The sequence below is a fragment of the Mycolicibacterium setense genome (assembly GCF_000805385.1).
GTDB classification, from domain to species: Bacteria; Actinomycetota; Actinomycetes; order Mycobacteriales; family Mycobacteriaceae; genus Mycobacterium; species Mycobacterium setense.
Window position 1 is genome coordinate 759,353 of sequence record NZ_JTJW01000006.1, and the last position, 26,225, is coordinate 785,577.

Consider the following 26,225-nt stretch of genomic DNA (forward strand, 5'->3'; position numbering starts at 1 on the left):
CGCAGCGACAGGCATGAACCTCTAGGTTGCAGACATGGACGCCGAATTGCAGAGTTGGAAGGACGCCGGGCAGTTCTTCGACTACCTGGGCTTCGACATCTTCTACCGGGTCGCGGGGAACGGCCCGAATCTGCTTCTCATTCACGGCTATCCGTTCAACTCGTGGGACTGGTCGCTGATCTGGCCCACGTTGACCGAGCGGTTCACCGTCATCGCACCCGACATGATCGGCATGGGTTTCTCCGACAAGCCCGTCGCCTACGGCTACTCGGTGCCCGACCACGCCGATATGCACGAGGCGCTGCTGCGTCACCTCGGGGTCGGCAGCGCCCACATCCTGGCCCATGACGTCGGAGTGTCGGTCGGTCAGGAGCTCCTGGCGCGTCACGAGTTCGGCGGGCGCGCCTTTGGCGCACTGGACATCGAATCGATCACCTGGCTCAACGGCGGACTGTTCAACGAGGCCTACACGCCGCGGCTGATGCAGAAGGTCATGTCACGAACCCCGTTGGGCGACATCATGAGTCCGCTGCAGGGCAGCCGGTTCTCGCGGCGGCTGGTCGAGCCCACCATCAACGAGATGTTCGGGGTGAACACCAAGCCATCGCCAGAGCTCATGGAGAAGTTCCACCAGATCCTGGAATACAAGACGGCAAGCGGGTGCTGCACAAGGTCGGGCGGTTCGTCAACGACCGCTACACCCATCGCAATCGCTGGGTGCGGGCCATGCGGGAGACCGCGGTGCCGATGCGGCTGATCGACGGACCGTCGGACCCGAATTCGGGACGGCACATGGCAAAGCGTTACCTCGAGGTCATTCCCGACCCCGACGTGGTGATGCTCGCCGAGGACATCGCACATTGGCCGCAGATCGAGGATCCGCAGGCGGTGCTCACCCATTTCCTGGCCCACATCGACCGGGTAGGCGCCTGAGCGTCAGTCGGTGGTGCTCAACGCGGTCGTCAGCACCGGCACGGTGAGCTCTCGCTGCCAGGGCCGGACGTTGGCCTCGACGAGGAACTCCGAGATCGCGGTGGCCACGTCGCCGACGGGTTGCCAGTCCCAGCACAGGCGGCGCACCACCTCGGGGGTGATGAGATTCTCGGCCGGCACCGAAACGCGCTCGGACAGTTCGGCCAACCCGGCGCGTGCGGCTTCGAGCCGGGCCGCGGCCTCCGGTTTGCGCCTGGCCCAGCGGGCCGCCGGGGGTGGTCCGCTCTGGCTGTCATTGGCCTCGGGTGGCTCGGTGCTCTCTCTGGCCCGGTTCAGTGCGTCCAGCCAGACCTTGGCGCTGCGCCGTTGTTTGGAGCCGCCGAAGACCGGCAGTGCGACGAGTTCGTCGACGGTCTTGGGGTCGGCGGTGGCCGCGTTGATGATCGCGGCGTCGGGCAGGATCCGGCCCGGTGCGATGTCGCGGCCGCGGGCGATGGTGTCGCGCGTGGTCCACAGCTCGCGTACGGCCGCGAGTGCCTGCGGGTTGCGTACCTTGTGGATGCCGGAGGTGCGCCGCCAGCGGTCACGCCGGGTGGGTTGCGCGACGTAGGTGCGCAGGTACTCGAATTCCTGTGCCGCCCAATCGGATTTGCCCTGCTCCTCCAGGACCGAGGCGATCGCGTTGCGCAGTTCGAGGAGCACCTCGACGTCCAGGGCGGCGTAGTTGAGCCAGTCGGCCGGCAGCGGACGTTTGGACCAGTCTGCCGCGCCGTGTCCCTTCATCAATTGCAGGCCGAGCAGTCGCTGCACCATGGCCGCCAGGTTGACCCGCTCGAAGCCGGCAAGCCGGCCGGCCAATTCCGTGTCGTAGAGCTTGCCGGGGCGCAGGCCGATCTCGGCGAGGCACGGTAGATCCTGATCGGCGGCGTGCAGCACCCATTCGTCTGCTGCCAGCGCCTCGGCCACGGGAGCCATCGCGTCGATGGGGGAGCCGCCGTGGTTGACCGGGTCGATCAGCGCCGTACCCGAACCGGCGCGGCGGATCTGCACCAGGTATGCGCGGTTGGAGTAGCGGAAACCGGAGGCACGCTCGGCATCGATTGCGAACGGGCCCGTCCCGTTCGCGAGAGATTCTGCGGCAGAAGAGATCTCACCTGCGGTGACACAGAGGTCGGGGACCCCTTCGGCTGGTGTGAGCAGCGGGGTGGATTCGGCATCGGACTCGACAGCATCGGACTCGACGGCGTCGGTCTCGACAGCGTCGGTGTCGTCGGGGTCCTCTGCACTCATCTTTATGCGCGGGTACGGGAATTCAGGTCGGTGACACCGGCCGGGGGCAATCCGGCCGCGTGCTCGAGCACTTCGCAGAACGCTTCCACGTGCGGGCCGAGTTCCAGGTTGGTGGCGGTCCAGGAGGCCCGAAGCTCCAGCTGGTGCGCCCGCGGCGGGCCGGAGATGTCGCCGTAGCGGACCGAGGTGGTGGCGGTGACGGTGCCACCCAGCGCGGTGACGTGCTCGGCACGTGATTCCAGGGCATCCACCAGCCAGCTCCAGGCCACTTCGGGCAGGAGCGGGTCGACGGCTTCGGTGGAATCCAGGTCCGCCTGGATATAGGCGACCAGTCGCATCGTGCCGTCCCAGGCCTCGGCGCCGTCGGGGTCGTGCAGCAGGATCAGCCGTCCGAAGGCGTCGCCTTCTGAGCGTTCCGGGATGATCGCCGTTTCGGGATGCCGGACCTCGGCGCCCAGCGCGTAGCTATAGGGCGCCAGCCGCTGTGGCGGACGTATCGGACCCAGTTCGATTTCGGGCCGCACGGTGGTGGCGTTCATCGCCGCCACCGCCGTCCGGAACTGGGCCGGTTCGGCAGAGGTCACGGCGTTTGACGCTAGCGGATACTGCCAGGACAGGACGCAGGCGCGCCGAAGTCGGGCCGTCACGAACCGGCAACGGCTTGCGTCCGCCGGCACATGGCACCATAGGAGCCGATGAATACCCGCCGGGAGCTGCCCGATTCCCCCTATCTTGCCGCCGCGAGCGGCCGCACCCCGCACCGTCTGCCGGTGTGGTTCATGCGGCAGGCCGGCCGCTCGTTGCCGGAATACCGCGCGCTGCGTGCCCAGCACCGCATGATGGAGGCCTGCTTCGATCCCGACCTGGTCTGCGAGATCACCCTGCAGCCGGTGCGCAGGCACGGCGTGGACGCCGCGATCTTGTTCTCCGACATCGTGGTGCCGCTGAAAGCTGCCGGGATCGGTCTGGACATCGTCCCCGACGTGGGTCCGGTGATCGAGCAGCCGATCCGGTCGGTGGCCGACGTCGAAGGCATGAAACCACTTGATCCGGTCCAGGTTTCACCGGTCACCGAGGCCGTCTCGATGCTGGTGCGGGAGCTGGGCGAGGTTCCGCTGATCGGCTTCGCCGGCGCACCCTTCACACTGGCCTCCTATCTGGTGGAGGGCGGCCCCAGCCGTCACCATGAGCGCACCAAGGCCATGATGCTGGGGGAGCCGGCCACCTGGCATGCGCTGATGAGTGCGCTGACCGATCTGACCATCGCCTTCCTGCAGGCCCAGGTCGACGCCGGCGTCGATGCCCTGCAGGTGTTCGACTCCTGGGCCGGGACGCTGTCGCTGGCCGACTACCGCACCTACGTGCTTCCGCACACCACCCGCGTCTTCGCCACCATGGCCGCAGCCGGTGTGCCGATGACGCATTTCGGTGTTGGTACCGCGGAGCTGCTGGGGGCGATGTCCGAGGCGTTGGGTCCTGCGCCGGCCACCGTGGTCGGCGTGGATTGGCGCACCTCGCTGGTCGACGCCGCGGCCCGGGTCAAACCGGGCAGTGCCCTGCAGGGCAACCTCGATCCGGTGGTGTTGCTGGCGGGCTGGCCGGTGGTCGAGTCGGCGGTGCGCCGCGTGGTCGACGACGGGCGCGCCGCGGTGGCGGCCGGAGCGGCCGGTCACGTCTTCAATCTGGGCCACGGTGTGCTGCCGGCGACCGATCCCGGCATCATCACCGAGGCGGTGACGCTGGTGCACTCGCTGTGAGTGCGTCCTATTGCGTTGTCGGCGGCGGTATTTCAGGGCTTGTCGCGGCCTACCGGTTGCGTGTCGCGGCCGGGCCGCGCGCGGCGATCACGCTGCTGGATCCGGCTGACCGGCTCGGCGGTGTGCTGCGCACCGAACGGGTCGGCGGGCAGCCGTTCGATGTCGGCGCAGAGGCGTTCGTGGTGCGCCGGCCCGAGATGCTGGACCTGCTCGGGGAGCTGGGCCTGGCGGGCCGCCGGCTCAGCCCCACCGGCACCCGCCCGCTGATCTACAGCGGGGCGCGGCTGCATCCGCTCCCGCAGGGAACTCTGCAGGGCATACCCGCGCAGGCGTCGTCGCTGCTCGGCCTCGTCGACGACGAGACCGTGGCACGCATCCTCGACGAGCGCTCGCGGCCCCTGCGCTGGAGCCGCGGTGCCGATCCGTCTGTCGCCGAGCTGGTGGGTGACCGGTTCGGCCAGCAGGTGGTGACGCGGTCCGTCGACCCGCTACTGACCGGCGTGTACGCCGGGTCCTCGGCCACGATCGGACTGCGTTCGGCGGTGCCGTCCCTGGCCGCCGCACTCGACCGCGGGGCCCGCAGTCTCACCGAGGCGGTGCGTGACGCGCTGCCGCCACCATCGGATGCGCCGGTGTTCGGCGCGGTCGACGGCGGCTACACCGTGCTGCTCGAAGAGCTGCGTCGCCGGGCCGACGTGCGGTGGGCCCAGGTCACCGCGGTGCGCGTGGACCGTCATGGACGCGGCTGGTCGGTGCTCGACGACGAGGGCGCCAGTTGGTATGCGGACGCGGTGATGCTGGCGGTTCCGGCGCCGCACCTGCCTGCGCTGATCGGACACGTCGCGCCGCGCACCGCGGCCGCTGCCGCCCGCATCCGGGTGGCCTCGGCGGCAGTGGTGGCCCTGGCGTTGCCGGGCGGGACACCCTTGCCTCAGCAATCCGGGGTGCTCGTGGCCGCGGGGGAACGCCTCAACGCCAAGGCGATCACGATGTCGTCGCGGAAATGGGGCCGGCGCGGCAACGTCGAGTTGGTGCGGCTGTCCTTCGGCCGCTACGGCGACGATATCGCCCGCAGCACCGGTGACGAGGACCTGCTGGCCTGGTCGGCCCGCGATCTGAACACGCTGTTCGGAGTCACCGTGGATCCGGTGGACAGCCACGTGCACCGCTGGATCGACGCGATGCCGCAATACGGTCCGGGCCACACCGATCTGGTGGCGGAACTGCGTGCGGGCCTGCCCCCGACGCTGGCGGTGGCAGGCGGATATCTCGACGGGATCGGAGTGCCTGCATGTGTGGGCACCGCCACCCGGGCGGCCGCGGAACTGGTCCACAGCGACGTGGCACGATAGGCGCATGGCCAAGCTCGACTACGACGAACTGAACTCCACCATCCGCTACCTGATGTTCTCGGTGTTCGCGGTGAGCCCCGGGGAGCTGGGTGAAGAGCGGACCCCGGTGATCGACGAGGCGGCGGCCTTCTTCAAGACCCAGGAAGAGCGTGGAGTGGTCGTGCGCGGCCTGTACGACGTGGCAGGGCTGCGCGCCGACGCCGACTTCATGATCTGGACCCACGCCGAGCGCATCGAGGCGCTGCAGGCGACCTACTCGGACTTCCGTCGCACCACCGCGCTGGGCCGCATCAGCGATCCGGTGTGGAGCAGCGTGGCGCTGCACCGGCCGGCCGAGTTCAACAAGAGCCACGTCCCGGCATTCATCGCCGGCGAGGAACCGGGCAACTACATCTGCGTGTACCCGTTCGTGCGCTCCTACGAGTGGTACCTGCTGCCCGATGAGGAGCGTCGCCGCATGCTGTCCGAGCACGGCATGGCCGCTCGCGGCTACAAGGATGTGCGGGCCAACACCGTGCCGGCGTTCGCCCTCGGCGACTACGAGTGGATCCTCGCCTTCGAGGCGCCCGAGCTGCACCGCATCGTCGACCTCATGCGTGACCTGCGGGCCACCGACGCCCGTCGCCACACCCGTGAGGAGACACCGTTCTTCACCGGCCCGCGGGTCAGCGTCGAGGATTTGGTCGCCAAGCTGCCGTAGGGTTGACCTGGGCTTTTAGTTAGCGGGTCTACCCTCGCGGGCATGACTGCTCCGCAAGAATCCGACCACTTCGAGGAGATGTACCGCGACGAGCGGACGGCACACGGATTGCCTGCCGCCACCCCGTGGGACATCGGTGGACCACAGCCCGTCGTGCAGCAGCTCGTCGCGTTGGGCGCCGTCAGGGGCGACGTTCTCGATCCCGGCACCGGGCCCGGTCACCATGCCATCCACTACGCGTCGAAAGGCTTGTCGGCCACGGGTATCGACGCGTCACCGGCCGCAATCGAGCGAGCTCGGGCGAATGCGGCAAAGGCCGGCGTGACGGTCGATTTCCAGGTGGCCGACGCCACCAAACTCGACGGACTCGAGGGCAGGTTCGACACCGTCGTGGACACCGCGTTCTACCACGTGTTCACCGGTGAGTCCGAGCTGCAGAAATCCTATGTGCGGGCACTGCACCGGGCCACCAAACCCGGTGCGCGCCTGTACATGTACGAGTTCGGTGACCACAACGTCAACGGCTTCAAGATGCCGCGTTCGATGACCGCCGCAGATTTCCGGGACATTCTGCCCGATGCCGGATGGGAGATCACCTATCTCGGGACGACCACCTACCAGGGCAACGTCAGCGTCGAGGTCTTCGAGACGATGGCGTCCCGCAACCCCGATATGGCCGACCAGATGGCGCCGCTCTTGGAGCGGCTGCGGGTGATCGAACCGTGGCTGGTCGACGGCCGGGTGCACATGCCGTTCTGGGAGGTGCACGCCACCCGGGTCGATTGATCACTCGGCCTTGGGCACCAGCTTCAGTGAGATCGAGTTGATGCAGTAGCGCTGGTCGGTGGGCGTGGGATATCCCTCGCCCTCGAACACGTGCCCGAGGTGGCTGTGGCAGTTGGCGCACAGCACCTCCACCCGGCGCATTCCCAGCGAGGTGTCCGACCGCAGGATCACTGCGGCCGAATCGGCCGGGTCGAAGAACGACGGCCAGCCGCAATGGGATTCGAACTTCTCTGTGCTGCGGAACAGCTCGGCGCCGCATGCGCGGCACTCGTACACGCCTTCGGTCTTGGTGTCGGTGTACTCACCGGTGAACGGACGTTCGGTGCCGGCCCTGCGCAGGACCGCGAACTCCTCGGGGGTGAGCTTGGCGCGCCACTCGTCGTCGGTCAGTTCCAGCTTGGGACCCGGGGTCGTCATAATTCCACGCTACGTGCTGTCCGCCGATGTGCGCCAGGTACCGGCCGTCCCGCCCCGTCCCGATCCGGTTGTCAGCAGGATCAGGCCCAAACCAGGTCCCGGCTCGCGTCGCTGGGCGACATGCCGAACATCTCGTGGCAGACGCGATTCGCATGGGCGCTGTCGCTGAACCCGGCCGCGTGGGCGGCGTCGGTCAGCGACGCGCCGGTCCGCACCGCTTCGACCGCGCAGCGCAGCCGCGCCCACCGGACGTACGTCGGAAAAGACTGCCCCACTTGTTCATTGAAGAGCCGGCCGAGCCGGCTCGGTGACAATGCGACCCGACCCGCCACGTCGGTGAGTCGGACGGGACCGGGAAGCAGTCGTGGGATCAGTTCGACGGCGGCGAACACGCTGGGATGCCAGGTGTGGGCGCTCGGTCTGCAGTAGCCCTTCGGCGGGCGGGCCATCAGGGTGTCGAGCAGTTGCTCGGGTGGCAGTGCTGTTGTCCAGCACGAGATCTCATCGCCTGCCCTCACCCACTCCGTCACGTCGTCACTGTCGGTTCCGGCCCTGGTGAACGCGCTCGGATCGAGGAAGATCAACACCCCGGTGGTGGGGTCGGGGATGCGGATCGCGTGCCGCTGGCCCGATGGAATGATCGCGGCGGTGGTGACCGCCCGGCGCCCTTGTCCGTCGATCAGCTCGAATGAGCCTGTCCACGTGCGCACCACCTGGGTGGCGACGTGGTGGTGTTCCTTCGCATCCGACAGTGTCCCGCTGTAGCAGAGTGCGCCGGCCACGATCGCCAGTGCGCCCGACCAGGGCGCGGCACCGGCACGGCCTTCGCTCATCCGCACAATGTCTCACACGACCGATCTGTACAAGCTCCGGTGCGCCGTGGCGGGGCACGCTGGAGCCACATCGATTCACGTACCGACAGGGAGCCCCACATGCCGGCAATGTCACAGATCGAGCGTGCGTTCTGCAAGACCGCGCTGTGGCGGGGTGGAACGGGGCAGGCCGTGCTCGGTAGCCTCCCGGTCGATCGGTTGGGGCACGATGTTCTCGAAATCGGCTCGGGCAGCGGCGATATCGCGGCCCGGCTGCGTCAGGACAATCCGGAGCTGGCCATCACCGCCACCGATTTCGACCCGGCGATGGTGCGCACGGCGGCCCGGCGGCTGCAGGGGTTTCCCGATGTCACTGTGCGCGGGGCCGATGCCACCGACCTACCGTTCGCCGACGATTCCTTCGATTCGGTGCTCAGCTGCCTGATGCTGCACCACATCGTGGAGTGGGAGAAGGCGGTCGCCGAGATCGCCCGGGTGCTGCGGCCGGGCGGCGTGTTCACCGGCTACGACCTGACCCGCACCCCGCTGGCGACAGCGGTCCACCGGCTCGACCGATCACCGTTCCGATTGGTGAATCCCGACGAACTCGAGGAGGTCTGTGCGCGGCACGGTCTGGCGATGCAGACCCGGACCCGCCTGGCGGGTCAGGTCATGCAGTTCACGTCAGACTGATTCGGCTTCCCGGGGACGGCTCAGCCAGGGCGGGTCGATGCCCTCGTCGAGCCTGCCGTCCTGCTTGGCGTCCAGGTAGCGGAAGTACAGCACGCAGAACACGACCACCAGCATCAGCGACCAGCCGTAGGTGATCTTCATGTACTCCAGGAAGCGCCCCGTCGTGGGCCAGTGCACGAGTAGCCAGCGGTCCATCGTCATGAACCCGTAGATCGCCAGCCAGGCCGGCCAGTTGCGGATCACCGAGTTCGGCAGCACCACGGTCATCAGGAATGGGAACAGCATCATCGAGTAGTAGCCCTGGCCCAGCGACAGCACCAGGAACGAGGCGATCAGCAGCACGCCAGATGAGGTCAGCATCCAGAACAGCGGATCGCGTTGGCGGTAGTGGCGGTACAGCAGCCACAGGCTGCCGATGGCCAGCAGCAGGAACACGATGCGCAGCAACAGGATCAGCCACATCGGAAGGCCGTAGTAGATGCCGTTGCCCACGATCGAGCTGTTGAAGTAGTCGCGGGTGGAGAAGATGTAGGGCACCGTGTTGCGGACGAAGCCCATCGGGTCCGACACCATGAACCAGCCCACGCCGTTGAACAGCAGTGGCACCCCGATCGCGGTGATGAATGTGTAGAACTGCCGGTTCAGCAAGGGCAGCAACAGTAGTGGCGCCAGCGATGGTTTGATCACCAGCGTCAGGCCGATCGCGACGCCGGCCAGCAGCTGACCGTTCACGGTGCCCGCGAGCATCCAGCGGAAGAACAGCACGCCGCACAGCAGGATGCAGCCGTTGATGTTGGTGAACACCAGGGTGTTGGTCACCGACTCGGTGCAGAACATCGCGAGCAGCAGCGCCGGGAACGCGACCGAGCTGAACGAGAACTTGAACAGCCGTACCAAAAAGTAGGCGGCAAGGATGATCGCCACGGCGTTGAAGAAGACGAACCAGTAGCGCGAGGCGTCCACCGGCAGGTAGCCGAAGGGCGCCAGCAGCAGGGTGCCGCCGGGTGAGTACAGGTAGTGCGGGTCGACGTAGTCGAAGTGCTCGTTGTAGATGTCGAGGCCGAGCTTGAAGTTGATCACCGCGCGGTACACCGGACCGAAGTCGTCGGTGATGTAGCCGTTGGTGGCCAACACGTAGCTGCGATGGATGATCGACATGATCGCGACCGGCCACAGCACCGACCGGAGCACCGTGGCGATGCTCGGCGGGGAGGTACGGGGACGGAACGAGTTCAGAAGACCGACTCGAACTGAATTGGTCGGGGATTCTGCTTCGGCCACCAGCGAACCTTATACCGACGCCGATCGGGCCCGGCGTCAGGCGGGACAGTACGTGTCGGTCTCCGGCAGTTTGCCGTTGTCGAGATAGCCCGTCAGCGGGGGCAGCGCGCACGCGGTGTAGATGCTGGCGCCGTGGCCGATGCCCTGCCACATCACGCGACGATTGTTGGCGCCGGCGTTGATGATGGTCGCGGCGACGGCGGCGACGCCTTCGTTGCCGACGATCGGGTCGTTGCGCACACCGAGCAGCAGCACCGGAATCTTGAGGTCCTGCGGGTCTTTTGGTGCCGTGCTGCTGGGCCAGTTGAGGCATTTGACGAGGTTCAGTGCCCCGACCGTGCCGAACTGCGGGTAGAGCTTGCCCCACGCGACCACCAGCTCACGGACCCGGTCCGGGGTGGGCCTGCTCAGCGCATCGCTGCAGGAGTTGACGAACTGGCCATCGGTCTGGCGGAGGTTGTCGGCCTGGGTGATCAAGGCGGAGATCGGGCCGGCATCACCGGCGCGGGCCGCGGCCAGGGCGGTCGCCAGGTTGTTGGTGGCGGCCACCCGGTCACCTTGGGGGAAGCCCATTCCGGTGGTGATCGCGTCGGCCAGCGTGGCCACCGAGACCCCGCCGGGTCCGCGCCCGGCGCGGGCGTCGGCCAGCAGCCCGTCGACGGCGCCCTTGGGATCGGGGGCCAGTGCGCAGTTGGTGGCCACGCACTGCGCGGCAAACGCGTCGAGCGCTGCCTGCTGGCCCTTCACACGCTGTTCGGCCGCGGCCTCGGCGCCGAGGCCCAACGGCAACGGTGAGTCCAGCACCAGCCGCGACAACTTGTTCGGGTGGGAGCCGGCATAGGCAAGCGCCACCTGGGCACCGTTGCCGATGCCCAGCAGCGCGAGCGAGGGGACGTCCCAGGTGCTGCGCAGCCGTTCCAGATCTTCGGCGGCGTGCGCGTTGTCGTAGGACGAGTCGCCCGGGGCGATCGTGTCGGTGCAACTGGTGGTCGCGGTCACGGTCACCGCACCCAGGTTGGCCACCGGATCGTCGCCGGCCTGAAACTGCGTCTGGTCCAGCATTTCCTGGCGGTCGTAAGCGTCACGGCAATCCAGCGCGCCGGACATGCCGATCCCGCGCCGGTCCACCGCGACGATGGGATGCGTCTTGAGGATGTCGGTTCCCGAGCGCGCCAGCCACGTCGGCAGCTGTACCGAGCTGGGGATGTCGGATCCGGTGGTCATCACCAGGGGGCCGGCGTCGGCCGGCGTCTGCGCCGAACGGGCGCGCACCACGCCGATGCTGACCGTGCCGGTGGCCCCGTTGATCGAGTCGAGATCGGCGTCGTACGTCGCGCAGTCCAGCGTGACATCGGGAGGCGGCTGGACGCCGGCGTCGCCGAACACCCGCGGGGTGCAGTCCCGCCAGGACAGGTCGTTCTTGGGCGCTTCGATGCCGGGGGGACCGGGCGGGGCCGCAGAGCTGGTCACCGGCTGTCCCTGCGGGTGGGCGCCGGAGTCGGTGGCGTAGCGCGGATCTGCGGCGAACAGCGGTGAACAAGCGGTGAGTACGCCCAGTGACAGGACGGGCACGGCGACGGCCGACCTTCTCAGGGCTCTCACCAGCTGATGACGCATGCTGACCACAGTAGCGACCGTTGGGATCGTTACCCGCGGACGTAGCGCGTGTACAGGTAGCCCTCGTCGTCGGTGAGCAGGTGCGCGGGCCGCATCCGGGTATGCGCTTGGCCCGGCCCGGTGGCGATGCGCCGGGCCACCCCACCGACCAGCATCGGTGCCACGGTCAGGCACAACTCGTCGAGCAGGTCGGCTTCGATGAGCAGGCTGAGCAGCGCCGGGCCGCCCTCGGTCAGCACCCGGAACAGCTTGCGTTCGGCCAGGGTCCGTAGTGCCACCGCTGCGTCGACGCGGGTCGGATCGGCACCGGAGGCGTCGAGCACCTCGGCGACCGCGCCCAGCCGGTGCCGGGCGTCCGCCACGGTCTTGGTGGTGGTGAGGATCAGCGGCGGTACCTCGGTGCGGGTGAAGAATCTGGCGTCGGGATCGAGCTCGGCCGATGCGGTGATGACCGCGATGGGCGGCACCTCGGCCTGCCCGCGGCGCTGGCGTTCCTGGCGTTGGGCGACCGACAGCTGCACACCCGAGTAGTTCTCGATCCGCACGGTCGCGGCGCCCATCAGGATGACGTCGGCGGCGTGCCGCATGAGATTGAACACAGCCCGATCACCCGGACCGCCCAGCCCGCCGGACTTGCCGTCCTCGGTGGCGCCGCCGTCCACGCTGCTGATCATGTTGCCGCGCACCCAACATTTTTGCAGGTCATCGGGATATGCGTAGTAGTCGGCCAGTCGTCCGTCGGCGATCTTGTCGACGTTTCCCAGCACGGTCAGCGTTGTCCCGCCGGTGTCATCGGACATGAACTGAATTGGAGCACGTGGCTACGCTGCCTGCATGCACGGGTCCAGCGGCGTCGCTCACCTCGCCGATCGTCATCCCACCGTCACGCCGGAGCGGTTGGTCGCACAGCTGATTCCGCCGCCGACGTTCGCCGACGTCAGCTTCGACAGTTACCGCCCGGATCCCTCCGAACCCTCTCAGGCCGCCGCGGTGGAACACTGCCGCAGTTTCTGCGAGCAGGCGGCGCTGCGGCGCGCGGGCAAGAAGAAGCTGTTCGGCAAACGCGAGGTGCTGCCCGGGGTGGGGCTGTACCTGGACGGCGGGTTCGGCGTCGGCAAGACCCACCTGTTGGCCTCGACCTATTACACGTTGTCGAAAGGTGATTCGCCCACGGCGTTCGCCACGTTCGGTGAGCTGACCCAGCTCGCCGGTGTGTTCGGCTACAACGAGTGCATCGATCTGCTCTCCGAGTACGTGGTGGTGTGCATCGACGAGTTCGAGCTCGACGACCCGGGCAACACGACGCTGATCTCGCGGCTTCTCTCGGCGCTGGTCGAACGCGGGGTGTCGATCGCGGCCACCTCGAACACCCTGCCCGAACAGTTGGGTGAGGGACGGTTCGCCGCCCAGGACTTCCTGCGCGAGATCAACACGTTGGCCCAGATCTTCACCACGGTCCGGATCGAGGGCCCCGACTACCGGCATCGTGATCTGCCGCCGGCTCCAGAGCCGCTGTCCGACGACGAGGTGGCGCGCCGGGCCGACGGCGTCGCCGGCGCGACCCTCGACGACTTCGACGCGCTGTGTGCGCATTTGGCCACCATGCATCCGTCGCGCTATCACGCCTTGATCGAGGGCGTCACCGAGGTGTTCATCACCGGGGTGCACCCCATCGAGGACCAGAGCGTGGCGCTACGGCTCGTGGCACTGACCGACCGCCTGTACGACGCCGGTGTTCCGGTGCTGGCGTCAGGGACCAAGCTGGACACCATTTTCAGCCCGGAGATGGTGGCCGGCGGGTTCAGGAAGAAGTACCTGCGGGCCACGTCGCGTCTACTGGCTCTGACTGCCGCGGCGCAGAAGACCGTCTAGACCGGACGGACCATCACGTAGTCGTTCTCGATGCGGGTGCCGAGCCGGAAGGTCTTGGTGCCGCTGATCGTGAATCCGTTCTTGGTGTAGAACCGCTGGGCCCGGTGATTGTGCTGATTGACGCCCAGCCATACGCAGGTGGCTCCGGATTCCGTCGCGGCGCGCAGAGCGGCGGCCATCAGCGCCTGCGCCCCGCCGCTGCCGTGACGGTCGGGCAGCACATAGATCTTGGACAGCTCGATGGCGGGCCGCTGCGGCACCGCCTGCTGAACGTCGGCGTTGTCCGGCACGCCGTGAATCAGCATGGCGTATCCGGTTATTGACGTTTCCCGGGCGATCAGCACGATCCGGTTCGGGTCGGTGAGGTACTCGCCGAAGCGCTCCTCGGTGAGGTTCTCGGCGATGAATGCGGCGATGTTGTCGGGCGTCACGGACGGGGGACAGGCCAGGGGAAAGGTCGCGGCCGCGACCGCGGCGAGTTCCGGGAGGTCAGCTGCCGTGGCGAGGCTGATCAAGGCAGGGGCGCGCCCGGCTGCCACAGATTCCACTGCGCGAGGTGCTTGCCCGAGCGGGTGTCGGTGAGCACCACATTGGTGACCAGTGCGCGGTAGACGTCCCAGTAGACGTCGCCGTTGACAGTGGCTCCCGGGGGAGCGTTACGCAGCGCCGCTTCGAGCCGGTTGGGCGCGTCGGTGTGCTTGGGCGCGTACGCGTCGGCGTACGGGGTCACGCCGTTGAAGGTGAATGCGAGCGCCATCGCATAGGGATTGGGCGCCTGGATGGTGGTCACCGTGATCGGCACCCGCCACGGCCCGCCCTGGGCGCGCCAGCGTGGCGAGCCGTTCCAGCCCCAACCGGGCGGAACGTCGCTGGCGAGCACGTCGTGCACCGTGACGTCGGCGATGATGCCGTTGTCGGTCTCGACCCGCAGCGTCTCGCCGATGTTGCCGATCGGTGCGCCTTCGGCCGAGGCCGCAGGCGGGGCCACGAGGGCGGCGACCGACACCACCATGGCCGTGAACATGAGTGCAAACCAGCGAGGCATGCCAGGCATGATCGCACAGAGTGAAACGTGTTACAGCCGGTTGGGGTCAGGACACCCAGGGCCCGACGCCGCCCACCTTGTCGATCCGGATGCGGGTCAGCCAACCGGGCGGCGCATCCTTCGGTGGGAACGGAACATCCGGGGCGGCCAGGACCTGTGCCAGTTCCTTGAGGAGTTCCGGCGCGCCGCCTTCGACGATGCGCGCCGTGCCGGTGACCGCCAGGTACGGGCGCATCGCCTCGCCGACGCGGCCCGGGTCGACGATCGTCACCGCGACGCGAGGATCGCGGCGGACGTTGCGCACCTTCTTGTGTTCGGACAGATGGGCGATGACGAGCTCGTCGCCGTCCGGGGTCGACTGCAACGCCGCCCAGACCAGGGAGACCTGTGGGCTACCGTCGGGATTGAGCGTGACGAGCGTGGCGTCGGCGCCGGCGCCGATCAATTCGCGTGCGGCGTCATTGAGTTTCACGGAATGTTCTACGGTTGCGCGGCCGCTTTCATTCCCGGTTCATTCCTGGGACGTCTCCTGATCCTTCGCGGCGAACGGTGCCAGGGCGGCAGCCAGTTCGGTCTCGAATCGTTGCGGGTCGACGCCGAGGCGGCGCAGCGGCCCGTCCTCGCCTTCGGCCTCGGCCAGGGCGAGCAGAATGTGTTCGGTGCCGATGTAGTTGTGGCCGAGCCGAAGTGCTTGGCGGAAGGTCAGTTCCAGCGCCTTCTTGGTGCCCCCGTTGAACGGGATCAGGGCCGGGACCTCCGCGGCAGGCGGCGGCAGGGTGATGGTAGCCCGGGCCGATTCAGCGGTGATGCCTTGGTTCGCAAGGAGTTTGGCGGCCAGTCCCTCCGGTTCGGCGAACAGCGCCAGCAGCAGGTGCTCGGGGGTGATCTCGGCGTTGCCCGCTGCGTGCGCGGCGTTCTGGGAGGCCACGACGACGTTGCGGGCCCGGGGGGTGAAACGGCCGAACCCGGCGTTGGGATCGAGGGTGGACGGATTGAAATCGGGAACCTTTGGCACGAAGCGCTTTTGGGCCGCCTGCTTGGTGACGCCCATGGCCTTGCCGATGTCGGTCCAGGAGGCGCCCGAGCGCCGGGCCTGGTCGACGAAGTGGCCGATGAGGTGGTCGGCGATCTCGCCGATGGCGTCCGCGGCGATGACCGCGTCGACCAACTGGTCAAGAGGTTCGGTGTGGGCCTTCTTGATCGCGCCGATGAGGTCGTCGAGACGGACGGGGTTGGTGACGGTGACGGGTTGGCTCATAGCGTCAACTCTAGGTTGACGATGAGGCAACGTCAACCAAAGGTTGACGATGTCGCGCGACCGGTGGCGGAGCGCCGGGTACCCCGCCCATGCGGATCGGGCAAGATAACGCCGGTGAATCTCGAAGAGCGCGTGCTCAAGCTCTTGCGGCCCGTGCTGCGACCGGTGATGCGGGTGCTGTCGCTGCGCACCATCGTCATCGTCGGCGCGTTGTCGGTGGTCGTCACCGTGATCACGCTCGGCACCTGGGTGTGGATCGGCGTCACCAACGACCAGTACAGCCAGCTGGACCGTCGTCTCGATTCACTGAGCAGCCTCGGTGACGTGAGCACATTGCTCAGCGCCACCAAGCAGGGTTCGACGGACGAGTCCATGCGCGACGACGGCGGGCTGGTCCGCACCGCGCACATCGGCGGTGTCAGCGTCTCGGTCCCCAGCGACATCGTCCTGCCGAAGCTGGAGAACGGTTACGCCAACACCACGATCGACGGGGTCGAGTACCGCGTGCGCACGTTCACCGCGGGTCCGGCCAGCATTGCGCTCGGCGCGCCGCTGGCCGAGACGCAGCGCCGGATCGACGAGCTGCATCTGCGGGTATTGCTGATCTGCGGCGGCGTCATCGGCAGCACCGTCGTGGTGGGCTGGATGATCTCGCTGGTGATGATCACCCCGTTCCGCCTGCTGGCCCAGCAGGCCCGTGCGATCAACGCGCAGTCCAAGCCCGACGAGGTGCAGGTGCGTGGTGTGCGCGAGGCCGTCGAGATCGCCGAGGCGGTCGAGGGCATGCTGGCGCGCATCGGCAATGAGCAGGAGCGCACCAAGGCCGCGCTGGAGTCGGCCCGCGATTTCGCCGCGGTGGCCTCCCATGAGCTGCGCACCCCGTTGACGGCCATGCGCACCAACCTGGAAGTGCTGTCGACCCTGGACATGACCCCTGCGCAGCGTGACGAGGTGATCGGGGACGTGCTGCGCACGCAGAGTCGGATCGAGGGCACGCTGACCGCCCTGGAGCGGCTGGCGCAGGGGGAGTTGACCACGGTCGAGGATTTCGTGCCGATGGATGTCACCGAGCTGCTCGACCGTGCGGCACACGACGCGTTACGGACCTATCCGGGCTTGCGGGCCACCCTGATGCCGTCGCCGACGGTGCTGATGCTGGGTATGCCCGCGGGCCTGCGGCTGGTGATCGACAATGCGATCGCCAACGCCGTCAAGCACGGTGGTGCGACCGAAATCCGGCTCAGCGCAGTCAGTTCGGCCGATGATGTGCAGATCGTCGTGGACGACAACGGGTCTGGGGTGCCCGAGGCGGAGCGGGCCGAGGTGTTCGAGCGGTTCGCCCGCGGTTCCACCGCGTCGCGTTCGGGATCGGGGCTCGGTCTGGCGCTGGTGGCCCAGCAGGCCGAATTGCACGGCGGCACAGCTGCATTGCTGGAGAGCCCATTGGGCGGTGCGCGGCTGCTGTTACGGCTGCCGCTGACGCGGGCCCGGGCGCGGGTCGAGGATGCGCCGTTCTGAGCCGGTAACGCTCAGCAGTCCTGAGCCGGTGGCCGGGCCAGCAGTTCGTCGAGGAAGCCGGCAGCCTCGCGTCCGGCGCGCTCCACATCGCCGGCGGCGATCGCCTCGACCAGCTCGTCGTGCGGGAAGATGCCACCGGGAGTGGCGCTGGTGGTCGCGACGCTGGCGGTGATCGCCTCGAGCAGTCCGCGATAGATCTCGATCAGCACCGGGTTGTGCGATGCGCGCACGACGGCCAGGTGAAATTCGGTGTCGGAGTGGGCGAACTGCGCGTGGTCGGTGATGTCGGTGTGCGCCAGGTGGGCACGTAGCTCGGCGACGTCTTCGTCGGTGCGCGCTGTGGCGGCCAGGCGGGCGCCCTCCACTTCCAGGCAGCGTCGCACCTGTAGCACGTCGCGCAGTTCGGATCCGCAGAGCCGACGCAGTGTTGCCGACACCTCGCTGGTGGCGCGTACGTAGGTGCCGTCACCCTGGCGGACCTCGAAGATGCCGTTGTGCGCCAGTGCCCGGATGGCTTCGCGCACCGTGTTGCGTCCGACGCCGAGGGCCTCGACCAGTTCAGGCTCGGTGGGGATCCGGCTGTCGATCGGCCATTCGCCAGAAGTGACGAGGGTGCGCAGCTGCTCGATGACCTGGTCGACCAGGCCGGTGCGGCGCGTTGTGGCGAGCGGCACTCAACTGTCCTTTCATCCAATCATGGGATGTATGGCACTATAGCCGGGTGGGTAGGACTCTGCGCAACGAATCCCGGAACGGTTACGAGCATGATTTGGAGCTCGAGCTGGACGGTGCCGTAGAGGTCCGCCCCGGGACGATGGCGGCAGGCGGAGCCCTGCTGGTCGTGGCGGTCATCCTGACCGCACTGAACCTGCGCCCGGCCATCACCAGCATCGGACCCGTCCTCGGGGAGATGCGTGAGTCGCTCGGCGCTTCGGCGGTCTGGGCCGGCGTGCTGACCACCCTGCCCGGCCTCTGTTTTGCCGCGGCCGGCCTGACGGCACCGTGGTTGGCCCGCCGGATCGGGCTGGGCCGGGCGATCTCGGTCGGCCTGATCATCCTCAGTATCGGCCTTGTCGTGCGCGTGCTCGACGGCCCGTACGTGGTGATCGGCGGAACGCTCGTGGCCACCGGCGGCATCGCCCTGGTCAATGTGCTCATCCCGGTCGTGATCAAGGGGTCGTTCCCGGCGCAGATCGGCCTGATGACCGGCGTCTACACCGCCGCCCTGCAAGGTGGCGGCGCCTTGGGCTCCGCGGTCACCCCACCCCTGGAGCCGCTGCTCGGTGGCTGGCGCGGTGCGCTGAGCTCCTGGGCGTTGGTCGCGCTCCTCGCGCTGCTGTTCTGGCTGGTGGGTGCTCGTGGAATCAGCCGGGCGCGCACCGCCGGCGCGGCTGCGGGTGGATCCGGACGGTCCCTGCTGCGCAGTCCGCTGGCCTGGACGGTCACGTTGTTCTTCGGCTGCCAGTCGTTCCTGGCCTACGTGGTGATGGGCTGGCTGCCCGAGGTGTTCATCGACAGCGGGATCAGTAAGACCGACGCCGGGCTGTTGCTCGGACTGGTGTCGATCCTCGCGGTGCCGATCAGCCTCATCGTGCCGCCGCTGGCCGCCAAGCAGAAAAACCAGAGCGGGTGGATCCTCGGGCTCGGCGTGATCGGGATCGCCGGCACCGTCGGCCTGCTGGTGAATCCCGGCGCGGCGCCGCTGTTGTGGAGCTTCCTCATCGGTATCGGGATGAGTGTGTTCTCGCTGGCGCTCACCGTCATCGCGCTGCGCGCCCGCAACGCCGAGGACACCGCCCGGCTGTCCGGGATGGCACAGGGCTTCGGCTATCTGTTGGCCGGCGTCGGCCCGTTCTCGTTCGGGCTGCTGCACAACATGACCGCGGGCTGGACCGCGCCGTTTGTCATGGTGCTCGTGGTCTACCTGGTGCAGATGGTGGCCGGTGCGCTCGCCGGTCGTAACCGCTACGTCTGAGCCACAAGCCTGGCTTGTGATGCCACAACGTCGGGACCCCTACTGGTGATCGGTTCTGCCCACCACCATGGGTGAGGTGACCACGTACGCAGCCGCCTATGCAGCCGAAAGGCCGTTCCACACCGCTCTGCTGGCCGAATTGGACAGCGCGGGGTCAGCCTTCCGGCACATCACGCCGAACTGGTTCGCCTCGGTGATGGGCACCGGAATCGTCGCGACGGCCGCAGCCACCTTGCCGCTGCACATGCCCGGATTGCACGAATTCGCCACTGCGGTATGGGTTCTCGCCGGGACGGTGTTGGCAGTGCTCACCGGGGCGTTCGCCACGCACTGGATCCGGCATCGCGATCAGGCGAAAGCCTATGCCGCGCACCAGGTGATGGGGCAGTTCTACGGCGCGCCGGCCATGGCACTGCTCACCGTCGGCGCGGGGGCGCTGCTGCTCGGTCCGGCGGTCATCGGCCCCTCCGCGGCATTGGCCCTCGACGTGGTGCTGTGGATCGCCGGTTCGGTACTGGGATTGGTTGTCGCCCTGTGGCTTCCGTTCGCGATGATCACCCGTGAGGATCACACCGAGGTAGAGGCCGTCCCCGCCTGGATGATGCCGGTCGTATCACCCATGGTGTCGGCCTCCACCGGCGCTCTGCTGCTGTCGCACCTCGGCCCGGGGCAGGCGGGGATGACCCTACTGGTGGTCTGCTATGCGATGTTCGGCCTGAGCCTGTTGGCCGGTCTGATCACCACGACCATGGTGTACTCGCAGCTCATGCACGGCGGCTTCACTCAGGTGCAGGCGATTCCCACGGTCTGGATCGTGCTCGGTGTCGTGGGCCAGTCGATCACGGCGGCCAATCTGCTGGCCTCCCACGCCGGGTCGGTGCTCACCGACGCCGCGACGATCTCGGCGCTGCACGCCTTCGGAATCGTGTACGGCCTGGTGATGGGTGGATTCGGGGCGTTCGTGTTGTGCCTCGCGACCGCGCTGACGGTGCATGGTGCCCGGCGTGGGTTGTCGTTCAGCCTGACCTGGTGGAGCTTCACGTTCCCGGTGGGTACGTGCGTGACGGGTGCGTCCGCGCTGGGCGCTGCCACCGGTGCCGCGGCCATCTCCTGGCTGGCGGTCGCGTTGTATGTGCTGCTGCTCGGCGCATGGGCCACGGTCGCCACCAACACATTGCGTGGCGTGCAGTCGGGTCGCCTACTGCGCGGCTGACGGTGGGCGGTGTTGATGTGACGCGATGTGACCGAGCAGATCGCGCACCGCGCCGGCCGGCGGGGTGCGCCCTCCCGACCAGATGGCGCGCAATTCGCGGCGCAGGTCCAGTCCGGCGATCGGCACCTCGCGTAGCCGGCCAAGGGTGAGGTCGTCCCCGACGGCCAGCCGACTCATCACCGCGGGCCCGGCGCCGGCCAGCACCGCGGCGCGCATCGCCGACGCCGAGGACAGTTCGATCGCGGGATCGGCTTGCCGGCTCGACGGGCCCAGCACCGACCGCAGTGCAGAGCTGAGAGCATCCCTTGTGCCCGAACCGGTTTCGCGGGACACCAGCGGGGTGTCGTTGAGGTCGGCGGGGCTGACTGCGGCCGATCGCCGAGCCCATTTGTGCTCCGGCGGTACCACAGCGACCAGTTCGTCATGGGCGATCACCCGGCTACCCAAACCGGCGGGCGCGCCGGGGGATTCGATGAAGCCCAGGTCGGCCGACCCGTCGTGCACCGCCGCGATCACCTGATCACTGTTGGCCGCGGTGAGAATGACGTGCGGTGCCGTCGCGTTGCGGCGCGCCGCGTCGGCCTGCAGTGACACCAGCCAGCGCGGCATGAGCTGCTCGGCGATGGTCAGGCTCGCCGCAACGGTGATCCGGCTGTGGCTTTCGCTGCGCATCGCGGCCAGCCCGGCATCCACGCGCCCCGCGACGTCGAGCAACTGGTCGGCCCACTCGGCGACCACCGCGCCCGCAGAGGTCAGCCGCGATCCGCGGGGGCCGCGCTGCACCAGCCGTACCCCGGTCTGGGCCTCGATCGACGCCAGCCGCGAGGACACCGCCTGCTGGGTCAGCCCGAGCTCGCGGCCGGCGGCTCCCAGGCTGCCCGTGCGGGCGATCGCCAGCAGCACTTCGAATGCTGCGAGCTCGGGCATCCGGGTGCTGAGCGGCATGTCCAGGATCGTAGGTTGTGCCCACAAACCACGCTTGTGAACGCACCGGTTGTGGATCGGCGGCGGTGGTCGTGTAGCCTGGCCGACGTGACTATCGGTGTGTGTGCCAGCTATTGGCGCTTTATCAAGGCTCCGGGCGGAGCCGATAAAGCGCAGCACTAAGCACGCATCCACCCGGAGCCCAGGCAGTGACCATCGGTCGCTGCCTTTCGTCGTTACAGGGCGCCGGATCCTCTGCCAGGTGCCCACACCCAGGAAGGCACCTGAAAATGAATTTGGCGCAGATCGCCAACGCCACGACCACGTCGGACCGACGGGTCCGCAGTTTCAGCGCGATTCCCAGCCCGCACGACGTACTGACCGAGTTCCCGCTGGGGGAGCGTCGCGCCGAGCGCGTGGCGCGCGACCGCGATGAGATCGCCGACATCCTGGCCGGTCGCGACGACCGGCTGCTGGTGGTGGTCGGCCCGTGTTCGGTGCACGATCCCGCGGCCGCGCTGGAATACGCCAGCCGGCTGGTCAAGGTCGCCGACGAGCTCAAAGACCAGCTCAAGATCGTGATGCGGGTGTACTTCGAGAAGCCGCGCACCACCATCGGCTGGAAGGGTCTGATCAACGACCCGGGCATGGACGGCACCTACGACGTCGCCCGCGGCCTCCGGGTGGCTCGTCAGCTGCTGCTCGACATCATCGACATCGGCCTGCCCGTGGGTTGTGAGTTCCTGGAACCGACCAGCCCGCAGTACATCGCCGACGCCGTCGCCTGGGGTGCGATCGGTGCCCGGACCACCGAGTCGCAGGTGCACCGCCAGCTGGCATCCGGACTGTCGATGCCGGTCGGGTTCAAGAACGGTACCGACGGCAACATCCAGGTCGCGGTCGACGGAGTGAAAGCCGCTGCCGCCGAGCACGTTTTCTTCGGCATGGACGATCTGGGCCGCGGCGCGGTGGTGAGCACCGAAGGCAACGAGGACTGCCACGTGATCCTGCGCGGCGGCACCGACGGACCCAATTACGGGGCCGACGCGGTGGCCGATGCGGCCGCCAAGTTGGCCGGTGCCGGATTGCCCGGTCGAGTCGTCATCGATTGCAGCCACGCCAATTCCGGCAAGGACCATGTCCGCCAGGCGTCGGTGGCCGCTGAGGTGGCCCAGCAGGTTCGTGATGGGTTGCCGATCAGCGGTGTGATGCTGGAGAGCTTCCTGGTCGCCGGTGCCCAGTCGCCCGAAGCTCGCCCCCTCACCTACGGTCAGTCGGTCACCGACAAGTGCATGGATTGGGACGCAACGGATCTGGTGTTGCGGGAGCTGGCCAAGCGCGAGGGCTAATTCCCGCTCGGCTTGCAGTACTGGCCGCTGGGATCGCGGTCGAACTTGGGCGGGTTGGCGGGATCCAGTTCGATGAGGACGTCGTCCGTGTCGTGGGGCGCGCTGAAGACGACGACGCGTGATCCTGCCAGTGGGACGCGGGAGTGGTGAGCGACCATGTTCGCGGTCACCACTCGGCGTCCGGTCGGCGCGTCGAACGCGACGGTGACGGTGAACTGGGGGTCGTCCGCGGTCCAGCGCTTCAGGAATTTCACGTTGCGCAGCTCTCCGGGCGAACGGACGCCGTGCCGGCGTAGGGCCGTCAGCCAGTCCTGGCGGCGGCGGGTGTACCGGATGCCCCGCCAGGCCGCGAATGTGGAGATTGCGGCGCCGGCCGAGCACGCGGCGCTGAGCACCGCCAGCACCCCGCCGGTGAAATCTCTGAACCAGACCGCCGTGCCGAGCAGCCCGACTGCGACACCGGACAACGCGGGTATCCATGCGATCCAATTGCCGGTGCTGCGTTGCCCGAACGTATCGCGGGCCTCGTCGGCGACGATGCTGGCGAGGATGGCGGGCAGGAACGACCCGACGATCGAGGCGACGCCCAGCCACGGCGACGGATTGTGAGTCTGCATGCTGTGAAACCAGAAGGCCGCCCCGACGGCGACCAGCGCCCACAGCACGAACGTGAGTATGGCGAAGAACCGCAGCGTTTCTGACGGCGGGGAGGCCGGCACCGTGATGGCGCCGTGCTTCTCCACGGTCGAGAAGTGCGGGAGCGTACTTTCCCAGGAGTCCTGCCGTGCGGTGTCATTGGTCACGCGGTGGTCCCTTCTGCCGGGGGATCACCAATATTGCCGTGGCAGCGCCGGAAACGGGCGTCACGGATGGCCGATGGCGCCAGTTCTCACGAATTGTTCACAGCCTCAACACAGACCGGTCAGGTGTTGCCCTCGTTCTCCGGGACGGCATCGCTGTGCCAGCTGCCCGGCATCATCGGAGTGGTGGCTCCGGTGCCGAACGTGTCGTCGGCCAGCGTGGTCAGTCCGGCCGGCCCGGCCACGGCGGATTTCGCAGCGGTGCCGGTGAATCCGAGGTTTCCCGCACCGCTGTCAGAGGCGCTGGTGCCGACAGGTTGCTCGGGTGGCGGCACGGCGGCGTCACCGTCGGCGGTCATGAACTCGTAGCGGTAGCCGCGGTCTTTGGCTGTTCCGCCGCGACGCTTGCGAGCCTGGGCCCGTCGCTTGTTGATCGCTGCCGCCGTCGCGGCGGCAGCAGCCGATGCGCCGACGGAGTCCGAGGCCCGGGCGGTGGCGCTGTACTTCGATGTCGAGCCGGAACCGAATCCTGAACCCCCGCCAGGCACCGCATAGAGGGCGTTCTCGGCCCCGGCCGGCATCGGAGCGGCAGTTGACGGTGCGGGGCCGGCGGGCGCAGAGGTGGGTGCCGTCGTAGGTGCGCCACCCGCAGCCACCGATGCCGGTGCCGGGGAGCCGGGCAGTGCGGCGACCGCGGGCTGCTCGGCCGGCTGGACCGCCTCAGGGGCGGGCGCGTCGATCGGAATGTCGTAGGCCTGCGCCAGTCCGACGATCCCGAGCAGGCCGAGCATCGCCGGGGAGGCCGCGGCGACCGCGGCGGCGTAGAGCGGGGTGCCCAGCACGGCGAACACGGCGGTGTAGGCACCGAGGAAGAACACGTTGATGTAGGTGCTGAACAACAAGGACGGATCGGCGATGATTTCGGCGAGGACCTGCGGAATCTTCCACGGCTCGAGAATGAATTCCCTGAGCTGGTCGTACATCCCATAGAAGTGCTCGGATTGCCCGGCCAGCCAGTTGCCGATCGGATCGTTCGCTTTGACCCACTCGACGAACTCCTCGTACGAACTGATCAAGTCGCTCAAGCTCAGCGAAGAGCCAGATTCGCCGGCGCGGGCTGTGGCCGCGGACTGCATCATGGTGGCTGACGCCGATCCGGCTTCGCCGACGCCGGGCGTTACGAGCAGCGGCGCCGCGGTGGACGGGGGTGTGGTCATCACCGCCACCTCTGAGGCGGCTTGGTAGACGGTCATCGTGGTGGCGGCCTGAATCCACATGCGCACGTAATCGGCCTCGTTGACGGCGATGGGGACCGTATTGATGCCGAAGAAGTTGGTGGCGACCAGGACGCCGAGGGTCACACGGTTGGCGGCCAGCTCGGCGAGCGTGGGCATGGCCGCCAGGGCGGCGGTGTAGGACGCCGCCGCAGTCTCGATCTGGGCGGCCACTCCGGCAGTGCTCGCGCTCGTCTCACTCAGCCAGGCCAGGTAGGGGACATGTGCTGCCGTGTAACGATCGGCGCTCGCACCTTCCCAGGCGCCGGCCTGCACGGTGCCCATCAGGGTGGTCAATTCGCTTGCCGCCATGGAGTATTCGGTACTCAGCGAGCTCCATGCCCCGGCGGCGGCCAGCAGCGGTCCGGCACCGGGCCCGCTGCTGAGCAGGGCCGAGTGCACTTCGGGGGGCACGGCCATCCAGACGGGGGCGGTCATCGCAGACCGCCCAACCGGATGCCGGAGGGTGAGGTAGCGCTATTTGCTGCTTCAGGGAGGGGAGTGCAGATGGTCATCGGCGTTGTCCGGGGTTGCAGTGCATGCAGGCGGCCCGGCGTCTCCTTTCGATCGCTTTGCTCCCCCATCAGACAAGTATGGTTAGCATAAGCTAACTTCGGCTGATTTGGGGTATGAACTTCCTATGTTTTGCCGGAATCGTCAATTGGAGTCGGGGCGCGCTCAGCGTCGGTAGGACGGCAGCTTCTCGGCGAGTTCGTCGAAGACGCGCTGGTTGAGGCCGAAGGCCAGTTTCACCTCGTCGACCACGCGGGCGATCTCATCGTCGTCGAGGCCGAGACCGTCGAGGCGGGCGCGGTAGGCGTCCTTGTACGGCTTGGGCCGCATCGGGAAGTGATAGAACGCCAGACCTTCGTCGTCGAGGTCGAACGAACGCCCCAGGATGCGGCCGATGGCCTGGCCCCCGGAGAGGTCACCGAGGTAACGGGTGTAGTGGTGTGCCAAGAGCGCACCGCCCCAAGGGAAATCGGTGAAGCGCGCGCAGTAGGCGCGCACCGCGGGTGAGTCGATCTCGCGATCTGCGCCGGGGGCCCAATGGGCCAGGTCGGCGTCGAGGGCCTCCAACCGCTCGAGCGCGGGGTCGTACACGGCGGCGACGAGGGGGTCGTCGCGATGTTCGCGGACGGCGGTCTCCAGCGCGGCATAGATCGCCCGCAACCGCAGCAGGTAGTCGACGTAGCCCTGCTCGTTGACCCGGCCGTTCAGGAGCTCGGTGACAAACGGCGACTGCTCGGCCGCGTCGTGCTGGTCGGTCGAGTCCTGACGCATCGCTGCCGACAGTGAACGGACGGACTCGGTTGCGACGGCGCTTGGCGGCATACTCGGCTCCACTTGGTAGGGCTC

Annotated in this window: 26 protein-coding genes and 1 pseudogene; 11 read left to right on the top strand and 16 right to left on the bottom strand. The window is 68.0% G+C overall.

From position 1 onward, the window contains the following. Positions 1 to 34 precede the first annotated feature (34 nt). Positions 35 to 933, top strand: a pseudogene (locus QQ25_RS14375) (alpha/beta fold hydrolase). A gap of 3 nt (positions 934 to 936) precedes the next feature. Here the strand turns inward: QQ25_RS14375 and QQ25_RS14380 are convergent. Continuing rightward, positions 937 to 2,223, bottom strand: coding sequence for an HRDC domain-containing protein (locus QQ25_RS14380; protein WP_039379310.1), 1,287 nt, complete (start codon positions 2,221 to 2,223; stop codon positions 937 to 939). Positions 2,224 to 2,225: 2 nt separating this feature from the next. Beyond that, positions 2,226 to 2,762 (bottom strand): DUF3000 domain-containing protein, encoded by a 537-nt coding sequence (locus QQ25_RS14385; RefSeq protein WP_234706121.1) that lies wholly within the window; start codon positions 2,760 to 2,762, stop codon positions 2,226 to 2,228. Positions 2,763 to 2,918: 156 nt separating this feature from the next. Between QQ25_RS14385 and hemE the strand changes: the two genes are divergently transcribed. From hemE to QQ25_RS14405, 4 genes are read left to right on the top strand one after another with little or no spacing between them, the layout of a single operon-like run. After that, complete coding sequence (gene hemE / locus QQ25_RS14390) at positions 2,919 to 3,980, top strand: uroporphyrinogen decarboxylase (protein WP_039319411.1); 1,062 nt, start codon at positions 2,919 to 2,921, stop codon at positions 3,978 to 3,980. Continuing rightward, complete coding sequence (locus QQ25_RS14395) at positions 3,977 to 5,332, top strand: protoporphyrinogen oxidase (RefSeq protein WP_039379311.1); 1,356 nt, start codon at positions 3,977 to 3,979, stop codon at positions 5,330 to 5,332. Before hemE ends, QQ25_RS14395 begins: the two co-directional genes overlap by 4 nt. A 4-nt stretch (positions 5,333 to 5,336) precedes the next feature. Beyond that, positions 5,337 to 6,032, top strand: coding sequence for a hydrogen peroxide-dependent heme synthase (hemQ, locus tag QQ25_RS14400; RefSeq protein WP_039379313.1), 696 nt, complete (start codon positions 5,337 to 5,339; stop codon positions 6,030 to 6,032). A gap of 42 nt (positions 6,033 to 6,074) precedes the next feature. Continuing rightward, positions 6,075 to 6,818, top strand: coding sequence for a class I SAM-dependent methyltransferase (locus tag QQ25_RS14405; protein WP_039379314.1), 744 nt, complete (start codon positions 6,075 to 6,077; stop codon positions 6,816 to 6,818). Here the strand turns inward: QQ25_RS14405 and msrB are convergent, their stop codons facing one another. Continuing rightward, positions 6,819 to 7,235: a peptide-methionine (R)-S-oxide reductase MsrB gene (gene msrB, locus QQ25_RS14410; RefSeq protein WP_039319418.1), complete on the bottom strand. Its 417-nt coding sequence runs from the start codon at positions 7,233 to 7,235 to the stop codon at positions 6,819 to 6,821. It abuts the gene before it with no gap. 80 nt (positions 7,236 to 7,315) lie between these two features. Beyond that, positions 7,316 to 8,068, bottom strand: a complete 753-nt coding sequence (locus QQ25_RS14415) for a helix-turn-helix transcriptional regulator (RefSeq protein WP_039379316.1) — start codon at positions 8,066 to 8,068, stop codon at positions 7,316 to 7,318. Between the two features lie 99 nt (positions 8,069 to 8,167). On the opposite strand from QQ25_RS14415, the gene QQ25_RS14420 reads away from it, so the two are divergent. Further along, positions 8,168 to 8,740, top strand: a complete 573-nt coding sequence (locus QQ25_RS14420; RefSeq protein ID WP_039379318.1) for a class I SAM-dependent methyltransferase — start codon at positions 8,168 to 8,170, stop codon at positions 8,738 to 8,740. Here the strand turns inward: QQ25_RS14420 and aftC are convergent. From aftC to QQ25_RS14435, 3 genes are read right to left on the bottom strand one after another with little or no spacing between them, the layout of a single operon-like run. After that, the gene (aftC, locus tag QQ25_RS14425; RefSeq protein ID WP_039319420.1) at positions 8,732 to 10,024 is read right to left on the bottom strand and encodes an arabinofuranan 3-O-arabinosyltransferase; all 1,293 of its coding nucleotides are present in this window, start codon (positions 10,022 to 10,024) and stop codon (positions 8,732 to 8,734) included. The genes QQ25_RS14420 and aftC overlap by 9 nt on opposite strands. A 33-nt stretch (positions 10,025 to 10,057) precedes the next feature. Beyond that, positions 10,058 to 11,638, bottom strand: a complete 1,581-nt coding sequence (locus QQ25_RS14430; protein WP_082017574.1) for an alpha/beta hydrolase — start codon at positions 11,636 to 11,638, stop codon at positions 10,058 to 10,060. A gap of 29 nt (positions 11,639 to 11,667) precedes the next feature. Then, on the bottom strand, positions 11,668 to 12,438 hold the full coding sequence (locus QQ25_RS14435) for a pyrimidine reductase family protein (RefSeq protein WP_039379320.1): 771 nt from the start codon (positions 12,436 to 12,438) through the stop codon (positions 11,668 to 11,670). 34 nt (positions 12,439 to 12,472) lie between these two features. Here QQ25_RS14435 and zapE point away from each other — a divergent pair, with 34 nt between their 5' ends. Beyond that, positions 12,473 to 13,510, top strand: coding sequence for a cell division protein ZapE (gene zapE / locus QQ25_RS14440; protein WP_039319424.1), 1,038 nt, complete (start codon positions 12,473 to 12,475; stop codon positions 13,508 to 13,510). On the opposite strand, the gene QQ25_RS14445 is transcribed toward zapE, so the two are convergent. From QQ25_RS14445 to QQ25_RS14460, 4 genes are read right to left on the bottom strand one after another with little or no spacing between them, the layout of a single operon-like run. Further along, complete coding sequence (locus QQ25_RS14445) at positions 13,507 to 14,058, bottom strand: GNAT family N-acetyltransferase (protein WP_234711907.1); 552 nt, start codon at positions 14,056 to 14,058, stop codon at positions 13,507 to 13,509. The two genes, zapE and QQ25_RS14445, sit on opposite strands and share 4 nt — an antisense overlap. Next, positions 14,022 to 14,555, bottom strand: a complete 534-nt coding sequence (locus QQ25_RS14450; RefSeq protein WP_039319426.1) for a hypothetical protein — start codon at positions 14,553 to 14,555, stop codon at positions 14,022 to 14,024. The genes QQ25_RS14445 and QQ25_RS14450 overlap by 37 nt, the downstream gene beginning before the upstream one ends. Positions 14,556 to 14,601: 46 nt before the next feature. Beyond that, a complete protein-coding gene (locus QQ25_RS14455) occupies positions 14,602 to 15,027 on the bottom strand; it encodes a PPOX class F420-dependent oxidoreductase (RefSeq protein WP_039379323.1) in 426 nt (141 codons plus the stop codon). Between the two features lie 39 nt (positions 15,028 to 15,066). Then, positions 15,067 to 15,813 (bottom strand): Clp protease N-terminal domain-containing protein, encoded by a 747-nt coding sequence (locus QQ25_RS14460; protein ID WP_039379325.1) that lies wholly within the window; start codon positions 15,811 to 15,813, stop codon positions 15,067 to 15,069. 168 nt (positions 15,814 to 15,981) lie between these two features. On the opposite strand from QQ25_RS14460, the gene QQ25_RS14465 reads away from it, so the two are divergent. After that, a complete protein-coding gene (locus QQ25_RS14465) occupies positions 15,982 to 17,331 on the top strand; it encodes a sensor histidine kinase (RefSeq protein ID WP_039320525.1) in 1,350 nt (449 codons plus the stop codon). An 11-nt stretch (positions 17,332 to 17,342) separates the two neighbouring features. On the opposite strand, the gene QQ25_RS14470 is transcribed toward QQ25_RS14465, so the two are convergent. Next, positions 17,343 to 18,005 carry a FadR/GntR family transcriptional regulator gene (locus QQ25_RS14470; protein ID WP_039319433.1) on the bottom strand — a complete coding sequence of 221 codons (663 nt, stop codon included), beginning with the start codon at positions 18,003 to 18,005 and terminating at the stop codon, positions 17,343 to 17,345. 140 nt (positions 18,006 to 18,145) lie between these two features. Between QQ25_RS14470 and QQ25_RS14475 the strand changes: the two genes are divergently transcribed. Both QQ25_RS14475 and QQ25_RS14480 read left to right on the top strand, forming a co-directional pair. Next, a complete protein-coding gene (locus tag QQ25_RS14475; protein WP_052235880.1) occupies positions 18,146 to 19,306 on the top strand; it encodes a CynX/NimT family MFS transporter in 1,161 nt (386 codons plus the stop codon). 67 nt (positions 19,307 to 19,373) lie between these two features. Then, a complete protein-coding gene (locus QQ25_RS14480) occupies positions 19,374 to 20,519 on the top strand; it encodes a TDT family transporter (RefSeq protein WP_052235827.1) in 1,146 nt (381 codons plus the stop codon). On the opposite strand, the gene QQ25_RS14485 is transcribed toward QQ25_RS14480, so the two are convergent. Continuing rightward, a complete protein-coding gene (locus QQ25_RS14485; protein WP_039379327.1) occupies positions 20,505 to 21,464 on the bottom strand; it encodes a LysR family transcriptional regulator in 960 nt (319 codons plus the stop codon). The genes QQ25_RS14480 and QQ25_RS14485 overlap by 15 nt on opposite strands. A gap of 269 nt (positions 21,465 to 21,733) precedes the next feature. Here QQ25_RS14485 and QQ25_RS14490 point away from each other — a divergent pair, with 269 nt between their 5' ends. Continuing rightward, entirely contained in the window at positions 21,734 to 22,792 is a 1,059-nt protein-coding gene (locus QQ25_RS14490) for a 3-deoxy-7-phosphoheptulonate synthase (RefSeq protein ID WP_039319439.1), read from the top strand. Here the strand turns inward: QQ25_RS14490 and QQ25_RS14495 are convergent. From QQ25_RS14495 to QQ25_RS14505, 3 genes are all read right to left on the bottom strand, one after another. Then, entirely contained in the window at positions 22,789 to 23,595 is an 807-nt protein-coding gene (locus tag QQ25_RS14495; protein ID WP_039319442.1) for a hypothetical protein, read from the bottom strand. The genes QQ25_RS14490 and QQ25_RS14495 overlap by 4 nt on opposite strands. 119 nt (positions 23,596 to 23,714) lie before the next feature. Continuing rightward, positions 23,715 to 25,304: a PPE family protein gene (locus QQ25_RS14500; protein WP_039319445.1), complete on the bottom strand. Its 1,590-nt coding sequence runs from the start codon at positions 25,302 to 25,304 to the stop codon at positions 23,715 to 23,717. Positions 25,305 to 25,544: 240 nt separating this feature from the next. Beyond that, positions 25,545 to 26,201, bottom strand: a complete 657-nt coding sequence (locus tag QQ25_RS14505; RefSeq protein WP_039319448.1) for a biliverdin-producing heme oxygenase — start codon at positions 26,199 to 26,201, stop codon at positions 25,545 to 25,547. Positions 26,202 to 26,225 lie beyond the last annotated feature (24 nt).

Coding starts and splice junctions, on each gene's coding strand:
- QQ25_RS14380 (WP_039379310.1), bottom strand. CDS start 2,223: ATGAGTGCAGAGGACCCCGACGACACCGACGCTGTCGAGACCGACGCC.
- QQ25_RS14385 (WP_234706121.1), bottom strand. CDS start 2,762: ATGAACGCCACCACCGTGCGGCCCGAAATCGAACTGGGTCCGATACGT.
- hemE (WP_039319411.1), top strand. CDS start 2,919: ATGAATACCCGCCGGGAGCTGCCCGATTCCCCCTATCTTGCCGCCGCG.
- hemQ (WP_039379313.1), top strand. CDS start 5,337: ATGGCCAAGCTCGACTACGACGAACTGAACTCCACCATCCGCTACCTG.
- QQ25_RS14405 (WP_039379314.1), top strand. CDS start 6,075: ATGACTGCTCCGCAAGAATCCGACCACTTCGAGGAGATGTACCGCGAC.
- msrB (WP_039319418.1), bottom strand. CDS start 7,235: ATGACGACCCCGGGTCCCAAGCTGGAACTGACCGACGACGAGTGGCGC.
- QQ25_RS14415 (WP_039379316.1), bottom strand. CDS start 8,068: ATGAGCGAAGGCCGTGCCGGTGCCGCGCCCTGGTCGGGCGCACTGGCG.
- QQ25_RS14420 (WP_039379318.1), top strand. CDS start 8,168: ATGCCGGCAATGTCACAGATCGAGCGTGCGTTCTGCAAGACCGCGCTG.
- QQ25_RS14430 (WP_082017574.1), bottom strand. CDS start 11,638: ATGCGTCATCAGCTGGTGAGAGCCCTGAGAAGGTCGGCCGTCGCCGTG.
- QQ25_RS14435 (WP_039379320.1), bottom strand. CDS start 12,438: ATGTCCGATGACACCGGCGGGACAACGCTGACCGTGCTGGGAAACGTC.
- zapE (WP_039319424.1), top strand. CDS start 12,473: ATGCACGGGTCCAGCGGCGTCGCTCACCTCGCCGATCGTCATCCCACC.
- QQ25_RS14450 (WP_039319426.1), bottom strand. CDS start 14,555: ATGCCTCGCTGGTTTGCACTCATGTTCACGGCCATGGTGGTGTCGGTC.
- QQ25_RS14460 (WP_039379325.1), bottom strand. CDS start 15,813: ATGAGCCAACCCGTCACCGTCACCAACCCCGTCCGTCTCGACGACCTC.
- QQ25_RS14465 (WP_039320525.1), top strand. CDS start 15,982: ATGCGGGTGCTGTCGCTGCGCACCATCGTCATCGTCGGCGCGTTGTCG.
- QQ25_RS14475 (WP_052235880.1), top strand. CDS start 18,146: ATGGCGGCAGGCGGAGCCCTGCTGGTCGTGGCGGTCATCCTGACCGCA.
- QQ25_RS14480 (WP_052235827.1), top strand. CDS start 19,374: ATGGGTGAGGTGACCACGTACGCAGCCGCCTATGCAGCCGAAAGGCCG.
- QQ25_RS14485 (WP_039379327.1), bottom strand. CDS start 21,464: ATGCCGCTCAGCACCCGGATGCCCGAGCTCGCAGCATTCGAAGTGCTG.
- QQ25_RS14490 (WP_039319439.1), top strand. CDS start 21,734: ATGAATTTGGCGCAGATCGCCAACGCCACGACCACGTCGGACCGACGG.
- QQ25_RS14500 (WP_039319445.1), bottom strand. CDS start 25,304: ATGACCGCCCCCGTCTGGATGGCCGTGCCCCCCGAAGTGCACTCGGCC.
- QQ25_RS14505 (WP_039319448.1), bottom strand. CDS start 26,201: ATGCCGCCAAGCGCCGTCGCAACCGAGTCCGTCCGTTCACTGTCGGCA.